Raw genomic sequence first — 22,035 nt, 5'->3', positions numbered from 1 at the left:
TCGATCTAAAAATTTTATGCTAAATGTTGATCCCATTCGATTAATGAGCATTCTGTATTCATAACCTTGTCTTCCCCAAAGTACTCTAAAGAGATAAACCCCTTGTAGTTACGTCGCTTTAGCTCTTTTAATAGCGCGACATTATCAATATCCCCTTCAAACACTGGTACTGCTTTTGTTTTATACCAGTTTTCGTGGTCCCATTTATAATTTTTAAAATGAACATGAGCGATCCAATTATACAATTCCAAAAACGCTTCCATCTGATCGATTCGTTCAAACTTCAAATTCGCTCCGTCAAAGATCGTTTTCAACCGTGGGTGGTCTACTTCAAGAATGAGTTGCTTCATTGATTCTGTTCGATCAGCAAACGTATTATAGTGAACCTCCACACCGATATTCACCTCGTACTGATCGGCGATTTCCATCACCTTTTTAAAATGGCTAACCATTTGCCCCCATTGTTCAGGGGATGCGTCCTTCGATGATTTATGTCCCGCAAAGGTCCGAACCATCGGGCTCCCTAGCTGCCTAGCTACATCAAGTAGTTTTTTCATGCTGTTAAATTCCTGCTGGATGTCATGCTCCCCTGAAAAACCACTTGAGAAAAAGGTATAGCCACTAATGATTGGGATCTCAAAACCGTGCTTTTGAATTTGATCTTTCAGCTTATCTAAGGGACCGTGTTCTTCTTGAAAACGATCAATATGTCCCATCCACAATTCCAATCCTTGAATCCCTAATGGCTGAGCCCATTCTATAATTTTCTCTAGTGGCCAATCTTTAAAGCCAGAGGTACAAACACTTTTTTTCACTTTTATCCCCCATTTTGGATAAGATTTTAACACTTTTCATGATATGAGTTAGCATTTTTAGAACGATCTAAATTTTTAAATAATTCAATTTGTTTTTGATTATAATTTCCGCTTATTGCATGTGTCAATACTTTATAAACATTTCCCCTTACTTTTTTATGCCTCCTAACAGCTGTAGCCTCTCTTCAGCATTCCTCCTATTTCAGAATCTACGTTTCTTTTACGGCTTTTTCTACATATAAACATTGATGTTTTTAGAAGCGATCCTCTTGAACAAAAATAGCATTTTACTTTCGATTAAATCGATAAGCAACCGAGCATATTAATGTAGAAAAACCTCAAAGATCCTCGAATTTCGGTTAAGATAGAAAATGAAGCTGTTATTGAGCAATATTGTTATAAAAATAGACAAGGTATAAAAGAGGGGATATCTTGAATCAGGCAAAGGAACTTTTTCATCAAGCAACGTCATTTATTGAAGCTTGCTATAAAGAATTGGGCAAAGAAGAAGACATTGTACAGAGATTAACCGACATTGAATTCGAAATAAACCGATACGGTTATTATGAGCATACCTATGAGGAGCTGTCTCATGGTGCAAAAATGGCATGGAGGAACAGTAACCGTTGTATAGGAAGGTTTTTCTGGCAATCCCTTGATGTCATTGATGCACGTCACCTTGAAAAAGAACAGGATATCTACGATGCCCTTTTGGATCACATTCATACTTCAACAAACAATGGAAAAATCAAACCGATGATAACCGTGTTTAAACCTAAAATAAGCGGAGAGCAGCAGGTTCGAATTTGGAACCATCAACTGATTCGCTATGCGGGGTATGAAGTGAAGGATACAATCATTGGCGATCCGGCATCGGTATCTTTTACAAAGTTCTGCAACAATATAGGATGGGAAGGTGAAGGAACTCCTTTTGATATATTGCCTTTAGTCATTCAAACAAAAAGCAGCGAACCAATCTGGTTTGAAATCCCTAAGAGTCTTGTATTAGAAGTTCCCATCTCCCATCCAGAGTATCAATCGTTTGAGGATTTACATCTTAAATGGTATGCCGTACCGATTATCTCGGATATGAAACTAGAAATAGGGGGAATGGAGTATACAGCTGCCCCTTTTAATGGCTGGTACATGAGCACGGAAATCGGTGCCCGAAACTTTGCAGATCCATTTCGTTATCACCTCTTACCGAAAGTAGCTTCTCTCATGGGGCTTGATACAAGTAAAAACACCACACTATGGAAAGATAAAGCGCTAATCGAACTGAATCTGGCCGTCATCCATTCGTTTAAAGCGTCTGGCGTCAGTATTGTCGATCATCATACAGCAGCAGCACAGTTTGAGCATTTTGAAAAAAATGAAGAAAAATGCGGGCGTCAGGTAACTGGAGATTGGACCTGGTTAATTCCACCCGTCTCTCCTGCAGCTACTCACATTTTTCATAAATCCTACGATCATAAATCCGTTTCACCTAATTTTTTTTATCAGGATAAGCCTTATGAATAAAGCTTCTTGCCACATTTGACAAGAAGCTTAGCTTTATAGTCACTATAAACATGAAACTGTGTATACTCGTCTATCACTATTTTCACTGTCCTTGATAGCCTTACGGGACTGAATTAAAGGAACCAGTATTTAGTTACCTTAATTATTATAAGAAAGTGATTCCACATCAGTGTGAAAAAAGGTTGCTCCCAAGATAGGGTTAACCGAACGACACGAAGTGAACAGTCAATTGGTTATAATCCTATGATTAGATAGTAAAGATTGGGATGTAGGCGAAGCGTTTGGTTCCAATTATTCATTAACGTTTGCAAGTAGAATGACCACACGACGATTTTTCTTACGACCGTCTTCAGTTTTGTTATCTGCCACTGGCTTATACTCGCCATACCCAACTGCCGTAAACCGTGATGCCTCTAACATTTTAGTTTCTGTTAAATAGTTAATAACACTAATTGATCGAGCAGTCGATAAATACCAGTTTGATTCGTAACTTTCATTTGATATTGGAATATTATCTGTATGACCCTCGACAATAATTTGGTTTTCCATCCCTGATAACATTGGGGATATTTCCGACAAAAACATCTTAGCTTCATTTAATAGATAAGCATGCCCGGACTCAAATAACAATCGCTCTGGAAGGACCAATTCAATCCCACGACTCGTTTTTTGGGCAAAAAGCTCATTTTGAAGTCCATTTGACTTAGCAAATGCTTCAACATACGAGATGATTTCTTGTTCTTTTGCCTCTTGCTTTTTCATTTCTTCAAGCTTTTCTTGTTCTTCTTTCGAAATCGCTTTATCTTTTGCATCTTTGGATTGACTGTATTCGTTAATTGGACGTTCATTAAACGATTCTACTGCTTTTTCTAAATCTTTTTGAGAAATTGTAGAAAACGAAAGCAAAACAATAAATAGGACTAAGATCACCATCATTAAATCAGCAAAAGAGATAAGCCAATTTGATCCGCTCTCATCAGGACGTTTATTTTTATGATCTCCTATCATAACGTGCCTCCTCATTCAAGCGTTTGCCTAGTTGAGGAGAAAGGATTGATTCTAATTGTTCCTTTAAAACCATTGTGCTTTGATTTTCTTTGATTTTTAAAAGCGCTTTAATAATAATTTCTCGTTTAAAGATTTCATCTTCGCTTAGGCGATATAACTTATTTGCAATCGGTGAGAAGACAAGATGAGCAAGTAAAATACCGTAAAATGTAGTGACAAGTGCAAGCGCAATAGCCGGTCCGATCTCTGATGGATTTTCAATATTTTGGAGCATAATAATTAGTCCTACGATGGTCCCAACCATCCCCCAAGCTGGAGCCATTTCTCCTGCTTTGTAAAAAACACGATATCCTTGTTCATGACGACGTCTTAATGCATCAATTTCCGTTTTCATGATCGATTCAACTAATTCGGAAGAAAAACCACTCAAAACAAGGTCGATCCCTTTTTTTATAAAAGGGTCAGAAATATTTTTCGCTTCATCTTCTAAAATTAACATCCCTCGATCACTGTCTTCCCGAGATTTTCGAGAAAGCTGTATCAGTGTATCGACAAGCTCTTTCAAATCAAGCTCAGGTCGGCGGAACGCATGCGAAACTACCAAAAACGTTTTCCTCATTTCCTTACTTCCAAATCCAACAAGAAGTGAGCAGAAAACACCGCCTAAAACAATTGTTAGCGAAGACACACTAAGAAAAGCTGTTAGAGCATTTCCTCCCCCTACATAATAAATACTAATGTAAATCAAAGAAAACCCCAATAGAATGCCAAACGGGGTTAAAAAATCCTGTCTTTTCATCATCATTCTCTCCTAAACTTTTCATCTCTAACCAAAGTAAAACTTGCACGGTTCCCCTTTCCTCATTTTACGATATTTGCTTGTATTATCAAGCAGAAAAGTAAGAAAATTTGGCGGCCACCTAATGCTCATTAGGTAATGCGCCTTTTTGCAAGCAGCTGTAATCGGACCATCCTACACTCGACTCTCCGTGTCCGCGTAAACCCATTGTAACGACACGGAATCCAGCATCAAACAATTGAGGGGCAAGAAAGCGATATTCCTGTCTTAAGTCACCTAATCCTGGTACACAGATAACAAGCGGTCCTTTTCCGCCTGTATCTTCGAAAGCAATACGACCATTGGGAAGTGTTAGGGATTGTGTTGACATCGTTTATTTTCCTAGTCTTCATTTTTTTGCAATCCCTGATGGAGAATTTGAATCATACTAGTGTAACTCTCATTGAGATCGTACGGCATACCGAAGCCTCCTGCTAGCTCTATGGAAACGAAGCCGTGGATTGCACTCCGTAAACACCGGGCTGCATGAATGGTTTTTTCTTTGCTAAGGCCATACCCTTTCAGCACAGATTGTACAACATCTATGATTTCTGCACCTGCGGCTACATATTCTGGATTGTTTCTTCTATCCCTTATTGACAGAGTATAGAGACCAGGATGTTGAACGGCGTAAGAGCGATAGGCGTTAGCCATCTCTGTCAAAGCCTCAAGTTCAGCCACTTTCGTTGCAGCTGCACGAAGACGAGTAGCCAATTCTTTGAGACCACGCACCGCTAGCTCCTGTTCAAGGTGCTCTATACTAATTATATGGTTATACAAGGATGGTGGACGAACATTTAAATGAGTTGCGAGTCCACTCACCGTTAAGCCTTGTATTCCATCTCGATCGACAATTTCAGCAGCTGCCATCAATACTTTATTACGATTCAATCCAACTCTCGGAGACATACAGTCTTTTCACTTCCTTATATCCCTTTTGCTAATTATTAAAGTTAATATACTAATTAACTTTAGTTTTTATCAATCTTTCCCATATTTTTCCGATAAATTAGCGTTTACTTATGTTACGGTTCACCGTAATTCACTCTCTGGTAAAGGAATATCTAAAAAAGAAGAGGTTGGAGGTGGAGATAAATTATCCTCCTCCTCAAACCAAAGTACCAGTGATTTTATGGTTTTTCTATCACTCTCTAATTCTATCCTTTTAATTAAAGAAGATATTAATTGTTTTTTTGTAACTTTATCCACTAATTCAAACGTGTTATGGAAGTTAGTTAATGCTTCCAAGATTAGTTCTTTTCCAATTTTAAAAGAAGTTGAGTTATTCTTAATGAAAATCTCATAATCATTAATTCTTTTTTCAAGTTCTTCTTTCTCAGACACAATTAGGCTTAACGTAGATGCATAGCCTTTTTCTGATTCTTCATCATTTTCCCGCATTGCTTTTCGAACCTTTGTAGCAAAAATAACTTCTTCTCTCAATTTTTCGTTATGTTCTTTTTTAAGTAAGGCTAACTCACTTCTGTAAGCATTTACTTCCTCAGTTTTCTCACTGTCAATGTTGTTACAAATCTCCTCCACAATTTTAGGAGATTCAAAAAGGTTTTTAACCTTATCCAATACCTTTCTCTCGATCAACTCTTTAATTACTAGATTTGATTTACATGCTGTCACACCTCTTTGGTGAAAATTCTGGCACTGATAATATAGATAATAGCCCTTTCCATTATCTTTCTTTCTTTTTAACATCACCATCCCTTTTCCACATTGAGGACATTTCAATATACCTGATAAAAGAAATTCCCCTTCAAAGTTACTTTTATATTCATTGTTCGACATGTTATGGTTAACAGTTTGTACTCGGTCCCATAAGACATCACTAATAATAGGTTCATGTTCCCCTTTTATTAACTCCACCTTTTCTTGTTTACCTGACCTTCTTTTTTCAGCCCATTGTCTATGTTTACCCCATCGAACTAAACCAATGTATGTTGGGTTCTCTAGGATGGTTTTTACTGAATTTATACTGAAGAGATTTCCTTTTTTGGACTTATAACCCTTCGTATTAATATGATTAACTATTGCCTTATAACCTTTTCCTTCTGCTCTTAATTCAAAAATTTCTTGGACTATTACCTTCTCTTCAACATTAATTATAAGTCGACGATCAATACAGTCATAACCTAAGATAATACCCCCGTTCCATTTACCTAATAAATGTCTCTTCTCCATACCACTATTTACTCGTTCAATAATTTGAGTTCGTTCATACTGAGCAAATGTAGAAAGTAGAGAAATAAACATATAACCATTTGAAGTGGAACTATCAATATCACATGTACTAACTAATAACTTGATATCATTGGGCTTTAAGTAGTTATTAATTAGTTTTAATACATCTTCATTATCTCTAGAGAGCCTATCTACTTTCCAAACAGCAATTACTTCAAAGTTATTCAAATCCCTAAATGATTATTGCGAATGAATTGAGCCACGAGTGCGGAGTTTTGATCCATCCATTGCGGATAAAAGAGCCACCATATGCGGAACACAGAGCCACAGCGTAGCTGCTTGCCATTGACTGTAACACTCGATTCTTAGTATCCGTTGGAAGGGGTCGGGGCCCCACCAGCGGATGAAATGTTCCTTTTTCAAGAGTAACTCCTCCATTGTCTTATATTTATTACACTTAATCACTTAAACAAGAACTAATGTTCCCCTTTATTTTTAAATAAAAAAGAGCAGAAATTAATCTACTCTTTTACTTTTATTTTCATATTCTTACTACATCATTTTTAAATTAATCTCTGTCATCCACTGAATACTCTGGATATCTTTCTGCAACCCTTTCTTCTAAAAGCGTTATTGTTTCTGTTATTATTTCTGACGGATCAGTAAAGATTTTAGCCCATAATTGATCAATATCTGAAGTTGTAGGGTTACACAAATCTAAAAATTCACTCCTATTTTCGACCAGTTTTATTAATTCTTTTATCATTTCATCTTCAAGATCTTCAAGATTAGGAATTAACAAATCACCTATACTGTTCTCTTCTAACTTTCTTGTACCTTCTTGATCCTTCGCCATTCCTTCAAACTGCAGTTGTGAGTATATACTTAGTAACCATGATTGAGTAATCCACTTTTCTTGTAAAGATCCGCCTGTTACCTCAATTACATTAGTTGAAATATATGCTTTTTCAGTAGTAATAAATACCCTAGCAAATCTTCTTATATTTCTTGGAATTAGGATTGTATTTTCGCTTGTAATTTTCTTTCTCTCTTTATTCAGTATTTTCCTTAAGTCCTCTTTGGTTTTTACTTTTTTCCTCTGTTTTGTATTCTCTAGTACTGCTTCTTGTACCCTTAAATATATATCTAATATATTTTCTAATATGTCATATTCCTTTGTTCCAGTAATAAAGGCTTTATCACTCGGTGATAGAAAACGAACTTCAGTAGTAGCAGCATTAAGAAAGACTGTATCAACTTCTTTTACAGTTCTTAATGCGGGAAATAGCCAGTCTGTTGGTACAACATCTTGAACTAAATACCAAAACTTATTGTTTGTATTTATAAAAAGTAAATCTGAAGCACCTGCGTTTCCAATTCTTCCTCTTTTTAAATCATGTATAGCAGATAATTTTTTACTATTTAATTTCAGAGAATCATCTATCCATTTTTCTATACTTTCGCCAATAACCGTAAGATTTCTCCATCCACCTTCGATTTTTCTTTCTAAGTCTGATACCTCAATTTCTCTAATATCAACACCATATGCAAGGCTTAAGGAACCATTTGTTCCTAAAGTATTAAGGCCTTGTTTTAACTTGGTTAAATTAATATTTGCAAGAGGGATTTCACTTTTAATTATTTTTACTTTTTCTGGATTCGCACCTTTTACACCAATTAGTACCACTGTATCTTTTATAACATCTTGAAAAATTCCCTCTCTAGGATACATAAAAATAAGGTTCAAACCGAAATCGTCTAATAAAAACCTTCTAAATGCATGTGCTTCTTTCCCTTTTGTAGTTAGATATTGCTTAGGGAAGACCACACTGATTACTGTTTCGTCTTTTACAAGGCTATTAATCAACTCAAGAAATGGTGCTTCTATTCCAACTTGACCTATATAGGTTGTTGCCATTGCACCTTTAATATCGTATATTCTTGCTCCAACTGCTTTTTTTGTTATTGGGTCCTTCACTCCTGAAACATATGGCGGATTCATAAGAACTACTTTTACCTTATCGAAATCACTTATATCAAGATTTACAACATCTTGGTCTGATACTTTTGGTGAATTTTGTGGTGATACAACTGAAGGAAACATTAAGCCTAACCTGATTGAAAGAAGTTCTGAGAATAGAAGTTCTTTGTCATTTGCCCAAAGTTGTTTTGGATAAATATTTTCAAAACCGGACTTACTTGATGAGAGTAAATTACCACTTCCTGCAGCAGGATCACAAATAATTTCCTCTTCATTCAAATCTCTATCAAGAGTAAATCTGGATAGTATAGCAAGAATGTTTGCAAGTTCTAAGTCTGTTGGTACTAGCCCTTCATGCTCCCTACCTGCAATTGCAATGGAGTGTATTAATTCTGCCATTGCATCTCCACTCATTGTTTTTTGCCCTAACTCCCCCAAGTCCTCAAGCATGGCAGCATTCCATACTTCACTATCACTACTAACAGGGAGCGGTGGAATAACTAGTGAACTAAAATTGATTGATTTAATATTCTCCACAAGTTTATTTGGCCTATTTTTATAATTTAATGCCGACTTCCAAGTTACTCTTCTATTACTTGCTTTTAAAACTCCTCTAATATATTCGTAACCAGCGATTATTAAACCCTGATGCCACTTTTCTTGTTCAAATTTACTATTTTCTAACATCGGTATAAAACTTCCTGTTAGTTCCTTATATGTACCTAGATCATTAATCACAATTGTAATTACCTGTTCAAAAGCACTGACTAAGTTTTGATAGAAAGTATTTGGATCGTCAGAAAAAGTACCTATTCTCATGGTACTAGGTTCTATTATTTGTTGAGTTACTGATGGTCTTGCATTATCATACTTAAATATATCTAATACTTCTAAGTTCGTTAAAGCGTAATAAGGTTTTTCAACTGCTGATTGGGCTTCCTGAACATATGATTGTGCTTGAATTCTATATCTTGTACTACTGACAGCAGCGGGTTTTCTTTTTACTTCAATAAATAATACATATTTTTTTGTTGATTTTCTAACTACAACGTAATCTGCTTCTAAACTTCCAACTGCTTCATGGTGTTTAATTTCAAATTCATCATTTAAGCCCAAATTTTCGAGTGCGGAATTTAATGCACTTTCACATATTGGATGAAATACTCTTACTTCATCATCATCATAAATGGGTAGTCTTGTTACAGTCATATAAAAACGCCCTTCCCTTTACAAACATTATTCAATATTTTACCATAAAAAAGCATATAAAAAGACACCAAGTTTTAATTTGGTGCCACTAAAAGGGAATTGATAGTTTCTATTATTTCACTTGCTATTGCCTCCGATAAAAGCGGAGGCACTGCATTACCCACTACAGTATGTTTACCTCTCTTAGTTGAAGATTTTATCTTATAATCATCAGGAAAACTTTGCAGCCTTAGCGCCTCCCGAATAGTTATTAATCTTTTTTCTTTATAGTGTATATTACAGCCAACATTCGGCCGATTAAAATGTGTATTTATTGTATAGGAAGGCATTTCGGGAATTAATCTTCCATAACATGTGGTCCTGCCACCAGTTTCCTTAAACTTTTTTATCCTTTTGGAAGGAACAGAATCTGGAACATTCATATAATTCCCACCAACCGGTATGTGGCTAATAATTTCTTTATCTAATTCACTTAGATTAGGGATTATATGCTCAGATATAAACTCAGAATCATTATTCTGCCTCATTTTAAATTGATAGTTAGTTATAGGAGAACTGCTGTATCTTACATTTCCAGTTTCATTGGGTGAAGGTAAATCTCCTAAAGCATCTTCAACTGAGACCCACTTTTGTTTTCCATTCTTCCCGTCCTCGCTATGAGTAGGATTTGGAAATTCAAAATTAATATTCTCTTTAGTTCCCACTAAAAATAGTCTTTTTCTCCTCTGTGGTACTCCATAATCTGCTGCATTTAAAACTTCCCATTTAACGATGTATCCCAATTCAGCAAAAGCAATCAGTAGATCATCAATCACTTTTGTGCCCTCACTTGTTTTTGCTGATTTTAATCCAATCACATTTTCAAACACAAAGAATTTCGGCCGAACTTCATCTATTATTCTTAAATAATTCCAGACTAAATCTCCTCTTTCATCATCAATTCTCCTTTTACCTACCAATGAAAATGACTGACACGGAGGACCACCAATTACGACATCCGCTTTAGGTATATCCTTTACATTAACCTTTGTAATATCCTCAAGCAGAATGTGATTACCTAGATTCTCTTTATATGACGATACAGCATCCTTATCTATATCAATAGCCCATATTATATCAAATCCATTTCTTTTAAAACCTAGATCTAGTCCTCCTCCACCAGAGAACAAACTTACCACTTTTGGTTTCATATTAACATACCTCATTCTTTTACTAATTTTAGAAAACCATTCTTTTTACTTAGTCTGGTTTCTAGTTTCTCTTCTAACATTTTTACTAAGTCTTGAATCCTTAATTTAGTAGAAACATACGGTAGAAGAATTCTGTCTATTTCAGATATATATGATAGAGCATCTTCCTCCAAAGAATTTAATAAATCTTTACCCAGTTTCTCCAGTTGAAATAGATCTTTCTCAATTATTTTATCTGGGTTGATTATTAACAGTTTTTCAAGTTCATACTTTTGAATTTTCAAAAGTCCTTTACCATGACTCCTACCTAAATCCTCCAAGAATAAAGAGGTGATTCTACTGTTTAAAATAGAAAAAAGTATAAACTTATTAACGCTATTTTTGGGAGAAATTTCATAAAAATTATCTCGTGCAACCAATTCGGATTCATTTAGAATAAACTTTTTCCTATCTCTTACAATATAACTAAATAGAATAGGAGCACCGTCAATTTTTTTTATATTAAACCAAGTATCTGGCTTTGCAATAATTTTATCATATAAGGTTTTAGGTGTTACGTTATCTAATATCTCCTTCTCATATTTATCTACATAATTCCTTATTTCAAAAGGTAAGTTTTCCTTAGATTCTTGAGTAGTGAACAGAAATTGTTTTTTTGCCAAGTATTTTGTTGAATAACCTTTAACATCCTTCGGACTACAAATTATCTCTGTAAAATAATTAGGAAATTGATTCACAAATTGATTTTCATTATTTATAAAAAACTCATTATAATTTGTGGTTAACCCTCGTTTTAATTTTGCTACTCTCTCCAATAGCACCATACTTTCCATTAAATCGAAAAATGGATTTTCATTAAATAGAGTCAACCAGTTACTCTCTGTTTGCAATATTTCATTGAGTGTTTCTTTTACAGATAATTTTTTATCCATACTTTGAATTAGAGTATTAAAAATTTCTATTTCACTTTTAGATAATTCCTGATTGATATTAACTAAATTCGAATCCTTGTTAATACATTCGGAGTTTTTCACCAAATGAATAATACAACTATCTACATCCGCATTTGGAAAAACATCCTTATTAAATTGAATTATTGACTTGATCCAAAAGTTACTTAATAAAAACTCCTTAAATGATCGTCCATATTCTGCAGCCATCCAAGTATTAGGAACTATTGCAATAATTTCACCGTGATTTTTTAATAAAGCCCAAGCCTTAATAAAAAAGTAAATATACAAGTTACTCCGTGGAGAAATCATGTTTTCTGTTAATGGTAATCTCTCCCATATTTTCTCTTTACTCAAGAACTTAGGCATCTCTTTTTTTAAAAGTTCTTGCCTAATATAGGGAGGATTCATTACGATACTATCGACTTTCTCTTCAAAATCAAAGAAGTCCGTATTATATAACTCCATATTTAATGATTTATCATTTACCTTTCCATAAAGAACAGGATCGATTTCAACTCCTATAATCCTCACGTTTTTGTTATTAACTTTTTTATTAATTGACTCTAGAAATGCCCCTTCTCCAAAACAGGGTTCTAGAATAGTTTGAGGGTTTGAATCCATTGCTATGGATACCATTAAATCCGCAACATCCTCTGGAGTGAATACTTGTCCAAGCATATCCTTTTTATTTTCAACATTATTTAACCATTTTTTTTCTGGCTCAGATAGTATCATTTTTTAACACCCTTTTAAGTAAGTAGTCCTTGAATATTATAACGTAGTTTTATCTTATTATTATCAATTAAATTATTACCATAAAACCATAAGGAACACACGTTCCCTTTATTTTAATACAAATTTTTATCTGCTTCAAATTAAATGTTTACTGGCATGTTTTTATCATCTTTTTGAAGAAACACACATACAATTTAATAAATTTTCTTCTAGAGAAGAACTACTCATATTTAAAAACACCAAGATCTTTGAACTTCAAGGAGGGAGTAGTTTGAATAATTATATAAAGGAACGTGCAATAAAAATTGGAAGACATATTATTGAAACCAAAGAAACAATTAGAACAACTGGGAAACAGTTTGGCGTTGCTCGCAGTACTGTATACAGAGATATCACTGAAAGATTACCCTTGATTGATAAGGAGTTAGCAAATAAAGTAATCGAAGTCCTTGAATATCACAAAACTGTACGCCACATACGAGGTGGGGAAGCCACTAAGAGGAAATATATTAATCAATAACTCTACCCATTATGATTTATAAAGTTGACGTACCTAGTTTTTTCCTCATACATAAAACAAGGCTATTCCTTTGGTTTGGAATGGTCTCTTATTATTATTTTTATATCGCATTTTTCTTCTGCCTCTTCCACCACTTCTATTATGGCCTCTAAGGTTATTTGACCTAACCAAGCCCCAGTAATAAGGACTAATAATAAAAACCATATTGCATTTATTGCATTAAATAGGAAAGCTAACATTGCTGCTGTAGGAAGAATACCTATTACACATGTTAATACTTCAATTACCTTAGTAATCTTTGTACGTCTTATTCCAATGAAAATTTTATAATGAATCCACAAATAGAATAAAGTACCGAGAAATAATCCTGTACCAAAAACTAAGTAATGAATCAGAAAGCCAAAATGGTACGGAACAGTAAACCTTAATAACCAATAAGTAATAATACAGAAAAGAATTATCTTTATTGCGATTAAAAATAAGAAGACTACCTTTTCCCGAATACTATTAAACCCTCTAAACAAAAAATCACCTCTTTTACTGAGATGATAGCGTAAAAATATTAATTAGTAAGGTCCAAAAAAAAGACACAGAAGTTAATCTGTGTTTTAACGATTTAGCATTATCTTTACTCTGCTCATAACTTCCTTTAGGTTCTCCCTTTCGAGTACAAACTCACTAAGAAAGACCTCAAGAAATGTCTGTAATTCATTATCTTTTGTAATATTTCTCTCAAAAGTAGCGGTATTGCCATTTGCATCTTCCTCAAAGTACATTTTAAAGGTGTAAGTACGTTCTGAGGAGTACTTATTAATAGATATTATAAAAATATAACGCTCCACAGATGCAACTACTGAATCAAGTATGTCTGAAACGAAAAACAACTGGTCCCTCATTTATGTTATCCTCACTCTCATTAGACTTTTATTCTAATGAGTCTATTGGACGCCGATGATATGAACCCTTTTTTTAGAGGTCCTTTTGAATGGGCTAGATTTCCTTTTGAATGCATTGGATAGGTTTAAGTATAGGCAAAAATGTAACTGCTAGACTAAATTGAACAGTTTTTGCTTGATAAAAATGATTCTATGGGTATTTAATGCCCTATTTTAGTCGATAAAAAGGACCATGAGGACTATTCTGTATTCTGATATTTTAAGAGCAATAGAAAAACCAGACAATTACTATCTGGTTTTTTCAACAGATCATTCGAAAGAAAGTGTAAACAAAAGATTATCACAAAAAATTTTAGGCTATTAGAATTAAATACTAAGGGGAATTAAATCCTAATGAATCTATAATTCTATGAAAGATAACCATTCCCTTGTTTTTGGTTTTTTAATTTTAAAGTTGAATTGTGAACATTTTGGTTCAACTAATTTATTTGTTACTTCTTAGATTTCTATTAACCAAATGTCAAATCATGGTATATTTTGGTATAATTTTATTAGTAGAATCTAGGGGGATGTTATTTCATGTCAAATAGTTATGCAGAATTCTATAAATGTGCTTTGCAGGTTAATCCATACGATTATATTAAGTATAGAGGCCAACAACATACATTTAGCGAAGAAGAATACAACCATTCAATATATGAGAATTGTGTAAAAGCGGGAATTAAAGTCGTCGGACTTGCTAATCATGGTGATGTTCAAAACTCAGAATCTCTTAGAGAATACTTACAAGAAAAAGGAATTGTTGTTTTTCCGGGTTTTGAAATCTCAACTACAGAGAGAGTACATATAGTTTGTCTTTTCAATGAGAATACAAGTCAAAACCAGTTAGAGCGCTATTTAGGGGCATTAGAATTAACTAACACTAATGACGGTATTTCTCCTAGTAAACTAAGTTTTAGTCAAATTGCTCATAAGATTAAGGAATTGGGTGGCTTCTGGTATGCAGCACATGTCACTCAAGATAATGGGGTTTTAAAGTTACAACAATACCCTATTTGGCAATCCAGTCTACTTATAGCAGCACAAATACCCGCCAAGCGTAATGAGGTTGAAAACAACTATATAAATATCATTAAAAATAAAGAACCAAACTATAAGAAAAATACACCATTCGCTTTAATTAATGCTAAAGATATTAGTAAGCCTGAAGATCTCTTATTAGAAACAGCAAGTTGTCTTGTTAAAATGTCTGAGCCTAACTTTGATTGTTTTAAATTAGCGTTTAAGGACCCTGAAGCAAGGGTACGTCTTACGTCAGATTTAAATGAGATACATCAATCCTCAATAGATCAAGTAAATGTATTTGGTGGTTATCTTGACGACTTTGAAATTAATCTTTCCCCAAACCTAAATACGATGATTGGCGGACGAGGTACTGGAAAGTCCACATTAATTGAGTTTATTAGGTATGCACTTGACCAAAAGCCTATAGGTAAAGATGCTCAAAAAACCTTTGATAATATTATTTATTCCAACTTAGGTGCTGGCGGTAGAATTGAACTATTAGTTACTTCGCACAAACAGTTTGGAAAACAGTTCAAAATTATTAAAAGGTTTGATAGTCCAGTGGTTATTATGAATCCCGACGGGACTAAATCCAAATTACAAACTCAAGATATACTACCTGATGTTGAAATATATAGCCAAAATGAAGTAATTGAAATAACTGATAATGAAGAAGCGAAACTTCAAATCTTAAATCGTTTTTTGGGTAAAAATATTGGTTATAAACAATCAAAAGAGGAAATGAAAACTAGGTTAAGAAAAAATGCATCTTTATTGTTGGATAAAATCTCAAGATTTGATGAACTTTCTTCTAAGATTAATAAATTACCAAGTTTAAAAGAAAAACAAAAGAATTTCGATGACCTTGGTATTTCACAAAAGTTACAAGTACAAGGTGAAATAACAACCGAAGAAAGATATATCTTAACGAGCAAAGAAAATATTAAAAACCATTCTTTTCAAATAAAAAATGTAGCAATTCCTTTTAGTGATGATTTTATTGCCAAAACAAAAAATAGTGACATATTTAAAGACTTGAAGCAAGAATTTGAAAATTTTAATGAACGTTTAAAACAATTTAATGCTCAATATGAAGATTTAAAGGCCTCTACTTTATATGGTATTTCCCTAATAAACGATAACTGGTTAGGTGAAAAACAAAGTGTTGAGGTTGAAATAAAAGAAGCCATAAAATCTTTAGGCGGTTTAAACGGCAAAAATGGTGAGGATATAGCAAAAGATTATTCCAGTACATTAGAAGAAATTGCAATTATTGAACCCCTTGCACAAGAACTAACTGTAATAAAAGGTGAAATTGCCTCGTTAGAAGAAGAAAGATCAAATTTAATTGAGCAATTGAATGTGATTTTAGATGCTGAACTCGACTCTTTAAGAAAAGCTGTTAAGAAGATTAATAATAAAAAACTCAAGGGTAAAGTAAAAATTGAAATCTTCCCCAAAAGAAATAGAAGTTCCCTTATCAACTTTTTGGCTCAGGAAAAAGGCCTTGGAGTTCAGGGACTTAAATGGTTAGAAGATATAGAAACATTTGACCTTTCAGGTTTAATTGAAAATATTAAAGGTGGTAAAGAGGCTGTTTATGAAGCCTATAAAGCATACGGTCTACAACAAAGCAGAGCAGAAATATTAGCCTCTATGAGCAAAGAAAGACTCTTAGAATTGGAGATTATTGATTTACCGAACATAATTGATATTCAACTTAATGTTTCTTCAACAAAGAATGAAAAGTATAAGTCATTAGAAAATTTATCAAAAGGACAACAATGTACAGCAATTTTAAATATCTTAATGCTAGAAAATGACGATCCCCTAATTGTTGACCAACCTGAAGATAACTTAGACAATGCTTATATCGCCAACAATCTTGTTGAGGGCCTAAGAGAACTTAAGATTAACAGACAATTTATTTTTGCAACTCATAATGCAAATATCCCTGTTTTTGGAGATGCGGAGTTAATTGGGGTTATGGAAGAAAATGAAGGTACAGGTTCAGTCAATAAAAGTTGTCTTGGTTCAGTTGATAATAATAATGTGAAAGAAGCAGTTGTAAATACTTTAGAAGGTGGAAGTATGGCTTTTATCATGCGAAAAGAAAAGTATAATATTTAAATAAAGTAATCCCTCTAATAAATTTGAGGGATTGCTTTATTTTCTATATTTAGATGAAATTTATCATTTTCGTCGCAATAATAGACTTTTAGTGTTCCCTCAATTTATCCATCTTGTGAGCGAGGGCTAAGATCCAAAAAAATATAAAAAGAAAAGCGAAAAGCCTTCCTTTTTATTTTATTTATATTGAGTTGATTCAATTATCTAATCTTATTTAGCCACTCCTTATTAATCGCAATTTCTACTTTCTGTTTTACCACTATTTGTGTTACGGTTCACCCTAGCCCTTTTGAAAAAAGAACCTTCAATCCAAAGATAGATCGAAGGTTCTATGTTTTATTTTCAATAACTTTCTATGATTTACTCAATTCTTTATGTAATTTTTTTGTCTCTGTTTTTTCAATCATTGCCTTTTCAATCTCTTCATCTTAGTAACACTTGTCCATTGATGAAAAATGTTCTTAAACTTTTTCATTAAATACCTTTGTTTCTACATCCAAAGAATTAACTATAGACCGGTTCTTTTTCGCTTAGACCAAGCGTCTGCGCTGTTGAAGTATGAATTTCTTGGAAAAGCTCTGGGTTTTCCGTTAGTGACACGCCATAAGAAGGAATCATTTCTTTTATTTTCGGTTCCCACTCTTTCAAATGTTGCGGGAAGCATTTTTCCAATACTTCAAGCATAACGTGAACGGCAGTAGAAGCACCTGGAGAGGCGCCGAGCAATGCAGCTATCGAGCCATCAGCGGCACTAACAACTTCCGTACCAAATTGAAGTGTTCCTCTACCAGCCTCAGTATCTTTAATAACTTGCACACGTTGGCCTGCTACCACTATATCCCAATCCTCGCTTTTGGCGTTCGGAATAAACTCGCGTAATTCTTCCATGCGCTTTTCATTCGATAACATAACTTGCTGGATCAAGTATTTTGTCAATGCCATCTCTTTTACGCCTGCTGCTAGCATTGTCAAGAGATTATTCGGTTTTACGGAACCTATCAAATCAAAATTTGAACCCGTTTTTAAGAACTTTGGTGAGAAGCCGGCAAACGGTCCAAACAGCAATGCTTTTTTGTTGTCGATATATCTTGTGTCAAGGTGCGGAACAGACATTGGAGGAGCACCAACCTTAGCTTTACCGTATACTTTTGCATGATGCTGCTCGATAACCTCTGGATTGTTACATGCCAAAAATAGTCCGCTTACCGGGAATCCCCCAATATGCTTCGACTCAGGAATACCCGTTTTTTGTAGTAAAGGCAAACTTCCGCCCCCACCGCCGATAAAGACAAATTTTGCAGTATGGTATTCGATTTTGCCGCTATCGATATCACGCACTTTCACTTCCCACGAGCTGTCGCTAGTACGTTTTATATCCTCCACACTATGCTTGTAATGTATCTCGACGTTTTGACTCTTCAAGTGGTCAAACAACATGCGTGTTAAAGCACCAAAGTTGACATCCGTTCCGGAGTCGATTTTAGTTGCTGCTATCGGTTCATTCGATGTGCGGCCTTCCATGATAAGCGGAAGCCATTCCTTCAGTTTTTCAGGGTCATCGGAAAATTCCATCCCTTGAAACAAAGGATTGTTCGAAAGCGCTTCAAAACGTTTTTTCAAAAACGTTACATTTTTTTCCCCTTGTACTAAACTCATATGAGGTATTGGCATGATAAAGTCCTGCGGATTACGAATCAGATTGCTGTTTACAAGATAAGACCAAAACTGTCTTGAAAGCTGAAACTGTTCATTAATATTTATAGCTTTGCTAATATCTATAGATCCGTCAGATTTTTCGGATGTATAGTTAAGCTCGCACAATGCAGCATGGCCCGTTCCCGCATTATTCCATTCGTTAGAGCTTTCTTCTCCTGCGTTTGCGAGTTTCTCAAACACTTTGATTTCCCATTCCGGTGCTAACTCTTTCAGCAATGATCCCAAAGTCGCGCTCATGACTCCTGCACCAATTAAGATAACGTCTGTTTTTTTCTGTACGCTGCTCATTAAACCCCTCCTTATCCCTATATTTACAAAAAAAGAGTAGGCGCTCCTGCTTAGATGTTACAAAAAGCAAGGCGCTACCTAGGAACACACCTTTTCTGTCTCAATGATAACCATACCATAGTCTATTATAATGATTTATAGCTGAAAATATCTACTATTATCTGATAATTATAAACCATTTAAGGCTGGTAAAAAAGTGAGAAATCCGTCCACAGGAACACAAAAAAACCAAGGCCTTAACTCAGCTTCTTGCAACGGTTAAGGCTTTGGTTTTACCAGTGAATTGATACTTTCCTATTTTTGTTGTTATTTGTGGTACGGTTCAGCGTGGTGATTTAAGAGGAAAAAAACGGCATGGGTAAAATCAACTTACCTATGTCGTTTTTTTACATCTTGGTTTATATTTTAGTTTTTTCAGCAAAAATGTAAAGTATACTTTAAACTTTTACTGAATAAGTATAAAATATAATTACACTTTGATGAAGGGGTGATTTTTGTGTCTTTTATATCTCAAGAAAAGATATTAAAAGTTTTATTAGGCTTCAACCCTTGGTGGAATAGCGGACAAATTCCTCGTGACTTTATAAAACCTGTCAAACGTTTAGCATTTTATGAAGCAAAAAAATATTTTTATCATACCGAAATCAGACGTGAAGTCATTTTGTCTGGACCGAGGCGTGTAGGAAAAACTACGGTTATGTATCAAATGATTGGTGATATACTTGAACATTCTTCACCTAAACAAATTTTGTATATTTCATTTGATCATCCTATGCTTAAATTATGTGAGATTGGCGATATTCTTGAAGTGTTTGAGAACAATATTTCTCAAGGATCAGAAGATTTATTTTTATTTTTTGATGAGATACAGTACGCCAATGATTGGGATACATGGCTAAAAACATTATACGATCAGCACCCTTCATATAAAATAATGGCGACAGGTTCAGCAAGTCCTATACTCGCCTCAAAAATGAGCGAAAGCGGTGTTGGAAGGTGGACACAAATTAAAATACCAACACTCTCCTTTTATGAATATATAGAATTGATCGGTGCAACTCAGCCTAAACTACCAAGAAATATTAAACCAACTCAATTAGGCCAATTATCTGAAACTGACCTAACTGCGATCATGCTTGCCTTACAGCCATTGCAGAAACACTTCCACCAATATCTCTTAATTGGTGGATTTCCAGAAGTAGCACAGACAAATGATATTCCATTCGCACAAAAAATCATTCGTGAAGATGTAGTCGATAAAGTTATTAAGCGTGATATCGTCTCTTTATTTAATATACGTAATGTATCCGAATTCGAGAAAATTTTCTTGTATTTATGTATGACAAGTGGAAATATTGTTGTTACCGAAACCATTGCTAAAGAAATAGGTGTTTCCAGACCAACCATTAGTAATTACTTAGAGCTACTTGAACATGCCAACTTAATTTATATGAGTAAACCTTTTGAGCTTAAAGGGAAGAAGATACTAAAATCAAAGCCAAAAATTTATTTGGCTGATCCTGCTATTCGAAACGCTGTTCTTATGTTAGGAGAGGAAGTTCTAACCGATCCATTAGAAATGGGAACCATTATTGAAACTGCTGTATACAAACATATCCATACATTCTTTTACGACCAGCACCCTACAATCGGATATTTTCGAGATGCAAAAACCCTAAAGGAAATAGACATTATCGTATCATTTCCATTGGGTAGAACGATTATTGAAGTGAAATACAGACAAAACTCTACGATTTCTGAAAATGAAGCCATCGTAGAATGGGCAAATGACAATCAAACGAAAGGGGCAATTGTTGTCACTCGTAATGACGATGATTATGGAATGACAAAGCACGAGACAAGTACAAAAATTATCCGTATCCCCGCCTTTGCTTTCCTATACTTATTAGGTCATGCAGAAAAAGAAGGGTATGAACAATTACAGATAAATACAAATTAAGACAGAACAGTTGTCAAGCCAAGCTCGATGACTGCTCTGTTTCAACTATTCGGAGAAACCGAATAGTTCCCTATTAGAAACCACCCTTTGATGTTTTTCTAAATACTTTATATAATAATTTTCACTACCGTCACATAAATTTTAACTGAATTTTCTATTTTTTTATTTTCTCTTATAAAAATAAAAACGAAGATACCTAAGCAGAGGTAGTGAACATCCATTTTTTTACTATAACATTTGGCGAGGGCAACAGAAACGTGAAAACCTTTATGGAACAGCTTTCCCTGAGATTTTTCGAATCCAGATATGTGCTGATTTCCACGGTGCTGCTTTTAACCACCGACTGATTTGCGCTGTAACGGCAAGCTTTTAGTGAGCTATCAAGAGTGATATAATGTTAATCAGCTAATAAGAGACGCTTCTGATCAAAGCCCACTGGATGAAAATACATTCTTGTCTTAGCGGAAGCTTTTCTAGCGAGCAGAAAGTTTTCACACGCGCTTTAGCGCTTTTTGTGATGCTAAACTTTTTTACTCTTAAAAAAGCGAAATGCCGCAACGTGGTGACCTTCGATTTTTGTACTAATGGAGGCTGTGCATGATATTACACAAAGGTGAGACCTTATTTCGACAAGGAGAATCTGGGCCGCTATACCATCTGAGAAGTGGTTTATTAAAAATTGTTAGGGTACATCAAGACGGCTCTCAAATTTTAGTGAATATTATTGTGCCCGATGAAACAATCCCTCATCATTCCCTGATCAGCCCCAAGCCTTACTACGGTACAGCCGTAGCACTGGTAACATGTGAAATCGACATCCTCTCGGAAATTGAATGGTATCAAGAACTGGAGCAGAATCCGGAGCGATGCCGATCCGTCGCTTTACGGCTGCAAGACAAATTACGAATGATGCAGCAGCGGATCGACCAGCTAACCGAGGTCTCACCAGCAGAAAAACTACGCAAACTTCAATCTTGGTTCCACTCTTATATCGCGCCCGCCACTTTGACGGATGTG

At 34.7% G+C, this 22,035-nt stretch carries 17 protein-coding genes; 5 read left to right on the top strand and 12 right to left on the bottom strand.

All coding sequences use genetic code 11. From position 1 onward, the window contains the following. Positions 1–14: 14 nt before the first annotated feature. Complete coding sequence (locus tag BLT_RS0100385) at positions 15–815, bottom strand: sugar phosphate isomerase/epimerase family protein (RefSeq protein WP_017725855.1); 801 nt, start codon at positions 813–815, stop codon at positions 15–17. Between the two features lie 432 nt (positions 816–1,247). On the opposite strand from BLT_RS0100385, the gene BLT_RS0100380 reads away from it, so the two are divergent. Further along, the gene (locus tag BLT_RS0100380) at positions 1,248–2,336 is read left to right on the top strand and encodes a nitric oxide synthase oxygenase (protein WP_017725854.1); all 1,089 of its coding nucleotides are present in this window, start codon (positions 1,248–1,250) and stop codon (positions 2,334–2,336) included. Between the two features lie 291 nt (positions 2,337–2,627). On the opposite strand, the gene BLT_RS0100375 is transcribed toward BLT_RS0100380, so the two are convergent. From BLT_RS0100375 to BLT_RS0100340, 8 genes are all read right to left on the bottom strand, one after another. Next, complete coding sequence (locus tag BLT_RS0100375) at positions 2,628–3,344, bottom strand: OmpA family protein (protein WP_017725853.1); 717 nt, start codon at positions 3,342–3,344, stop codon at positions 2,628–2,630. Next, a complete protein-coding gene (locus BLT_RS0100370; protein ID WP_017725852.1) occupies positions 3,328–4,143 on the bottom strand; it encodes a motility protein A in 816 nt (271 codons plus the stop codon). The genes BLT_RS0100375 and BLT_RS0100370 overlap by 17 nt, the downstream gene beginning before the upstream one ends. A 121-nt stretch (positions 4,144–4,264) precedes the next feature. Then, positions 4,265–4,513, bottom strand: a complete 249-nt coding sequence (locus BLT_RS0100365; RefSeq protein ID WP_017725851.1) for an alpha/beta fold hydrolase — start codon at positions 4,511–4,513, stop codon at positions 4,265–4,267. Positions 4,514–4,524: 11 nt separating this feature from the next. Beyond that, on the bottom strand, positions 4,525–5,091 hold the full coding sequence (locus tag BLT_RS0100360) for a TetR/AcrR family transcriptional regulator (RefSeq protein WP_017725850.1): 567 nt from the start codon (positions 5,089–5,091) through the stop codon (positions 4,525–4,527). Between the two features lie 123 nt (positions 5,092–5,214). Continuing rightward, entirely contained in the window at positions 5,215–6,603 is a 1,389-nt protein-coding gene (locus BLT_RS21110) for a recombinase family protein (RefSeq protein ID WP_017725849.1), read from the bottom strand. A gap of 340 nt (positions 6,604–6,943) precedes the next feature. Then, on the bottom strand, positions 6,944–9,565 hold the full coding sequence (locus BLT_RS0100350; RefSeq protein ID WP_017725848.1) for a BpuSI family type II restriction endonuclease: 2,622 nt from the start codon (positions 9,563–9,565) through the stop codon (positions 6,944–6,946). 74 nt (positions 9,566–9,639) lie between these two features. After that, positions 9,640–10,755, bottom strand: a complete 1,116-nt coding sequence (locus tag BLT_RS0100345) for a DNA cytosine methyltransferase (RefSeq protein ID WP_017725847.1) — start codon at positions 10,753–10,755, stop codon at positions 9,640–9,642. 11 nt (positions 10,756–10,766) lie between these two features. Continuing rightward, entirely contained in the window at positions 10,767–12,443 is a 1,677-nt protein-coding gene (locus BLT_RS0100340; protein WP_017725846.1) for an Eco57I restriction-modification methylase domain-containing protein, read from the bottom strand. Between the two features lie 271 nt (positions 12,444–12,714). Here BLT_RS0100340 and spoIIID point away from each other — a divergent pair, with 271 nt between their 5' ends. Beyond that, positions 12,715–12,963: a sporulation transcriptional regulator SpoIIID gene (gene spoIIID, locus BLT_RS0100335; RefSeq protein WP_017725845.1), complete on the top strand. Its 249-nt coding sequence runs from the start codon at positions 12,715–12,717 to the stop codon at positions 12,961–12,963. Positions 12,964–13,025: 62 nt separating this feature from the next. Here spoIIID and BLT_RS0100330 read toward each other — a convergent pair whose 3' ends face one another. Both BLT_RS0100330 and BLT_RS0100325 read right to left on the bottom strand, forming a co-directional pair. Continuing rightward, positions 13,026–13,487, bottom strand: a complete 462-nt coding sequence (locus BLT_RS0100330) for a hypothetical protein (protein WP_017725844.1) — start codon at positions 13,485–13,487, stop codon at positions 13,026–13,028. Positions 13,488–13,571: 84 nt separating this feature from the next. Further along, a complete protein-coding gene (locus tag BLT_RS0100325) occupies positions 13,572–13,859 on the bottom strand; it encodes a hypothetical protein (protein WP_017725843.1) in 288 nt (95 codons plus the stop codon). A 579-nt stretch (positions 13,860–14,438) separates the two neighbouring features. Here BLT_RS0100325 and BLT_RS0100320 point away from each other — a divergent pair. Continuing rightward, complete coding sequence (locus BLT_RS0100320; RefSeq protein WP_017725842.1) at positions 14,439–17,054, top strand: TrlF family AAA-like ATPase; 2,616 nt, start codon at positions 14,439–14,441, stop codon at positions 17,052–17,054. A 504-nt stretch (positions 17,055–17,558) separates the two neighbouring features. Here BLT_RS0100320 and BLT_RS0100315 read toward each other — a convergent pair. After that, positions 17,559–19,058, bottom strand: coding sequence for a malate:quinone oxidoreductase (locus tag BLT_RS0100315; RefSeq protein ID WP_017725841.1), 1,500 nt, complete (start codon positions 19,056–19,058; stop codon positions 17,559–17,561). A gap of 496 nt (positions 19,059–19,554) precedes the next feature. On the opposite strand from BLT_RS0100315, the gene BLT_RS0100310 reads away from it, so the two are divergent. Together BLT_RS0100310 and BLT_RS0100305 are read left to right on the top strand one after the other, a co-directional pair. After that, a complete protein-coding gene (locus tag BLT_RS0100310; protein ID WP_017725840.1) occupies positions 19,555–21,018 on the top strand; it encodes an ATP-binding protein in 1,464 nt (487 codons plus the stop codon). Positions 21,019–21,615: 597 nt separating this feature from the next. Beyond that, a partial coding sequence (locus BLT_RS0100305; protein ID WP_017725839.1) for a Crp/Fnr family transcriptional regulator occupies positions 21,616–22,035 on the top strand: 420 nt, incomplete at its 3' end.

The organism is Halalkalibacterium ligniniphilum (assembly GCF_000334155.1).
GTDB lineage: Bacteria > Bacillota > Bacilli > Bacillales > Bacillaceae_D > Halalkalibacterium > Halalkalibacterium ligniniphilum.
Note: the sequence above shows the minus strand (reverse complement) of the source record. Positions and strands in the feature narration are given on the sequence as shown.

Excerpts from the sequence above, each read along its gene's own strand:
- BLT_RS0100315 (WP_017725841.1), bottom strand. The coding sequence starts at position 19,058 with ATGAGCAGCGTACAGAAAAAAACAGACGTTATCTTAATTGGTGCAGGA.
- BLT_RS0100370 (WP_017725852.1), bottom strand. The coding sequence starts at position 4,143 with ATGAAAAGACAGGATTTTTTAACCCCGTTTGGCATTCTATTGGGGTTT.
- BLT_RS0100360 (WP_017725850.1), bottom strand. The coding sequence starts at position 5,091 with ATGTCTCCGAGAGTTGGATTGAATCGTAATAAAGTATTGATGGCAGCT.
- BLT_RS0100345 (WP_017725847.1), bottom strand. The coding sequence starts at position 10,755 with ATGAAACCAAAAGTGGTAAGTTTGTTCTCTGGTGGAGGAGGACTAGAT.
- BLT_RS0100340 (WP_017725846.1), bottom strand. The coding sequence starts at position 12,443 with ATGATACTATCTGAGCCAGAAAAAAAATGGTTAAATAATGTTGAAAAT.
- BLT_RS0100350 (WP_017725848.1), bottom strand. The coding sequence starts at position 9,565 with ATGACTGTAACAAGACTACCCATTTATGATGATGATGAAGTAAGAGTA.
- BLT_RS0100365 (WP_017725851.1), bottom strand. The coding sequence starts at position 4,513 with ATGTCAACACAATCCCTAACACTTCCCAATGGTCGTATTGCTTTCGAA.
- BLT_RS0100320 (WP_017725842.1), top strand. The coding sequence starts at position 14,439 with ATGTCAAATAGTTATGCAGAATTCTATAAATGTGCTTTGCAGGTTAAT.
- BLT_RS0100325 (WP_017725843.1), bottom strand. The coding sequence starts at position 13,859 with ATGAGGGACCAGTTGTTTTTCGTTTCAGACATACTTGATTCAGTAGTT.
- BLT_RS0100375 (WP_017725853.1), bottom strand. The coding sequence starts at position 3,344 with ATGATAGGAGATCATAAAAATAAACGTCCTGATGAGAGCGGATCAAAT.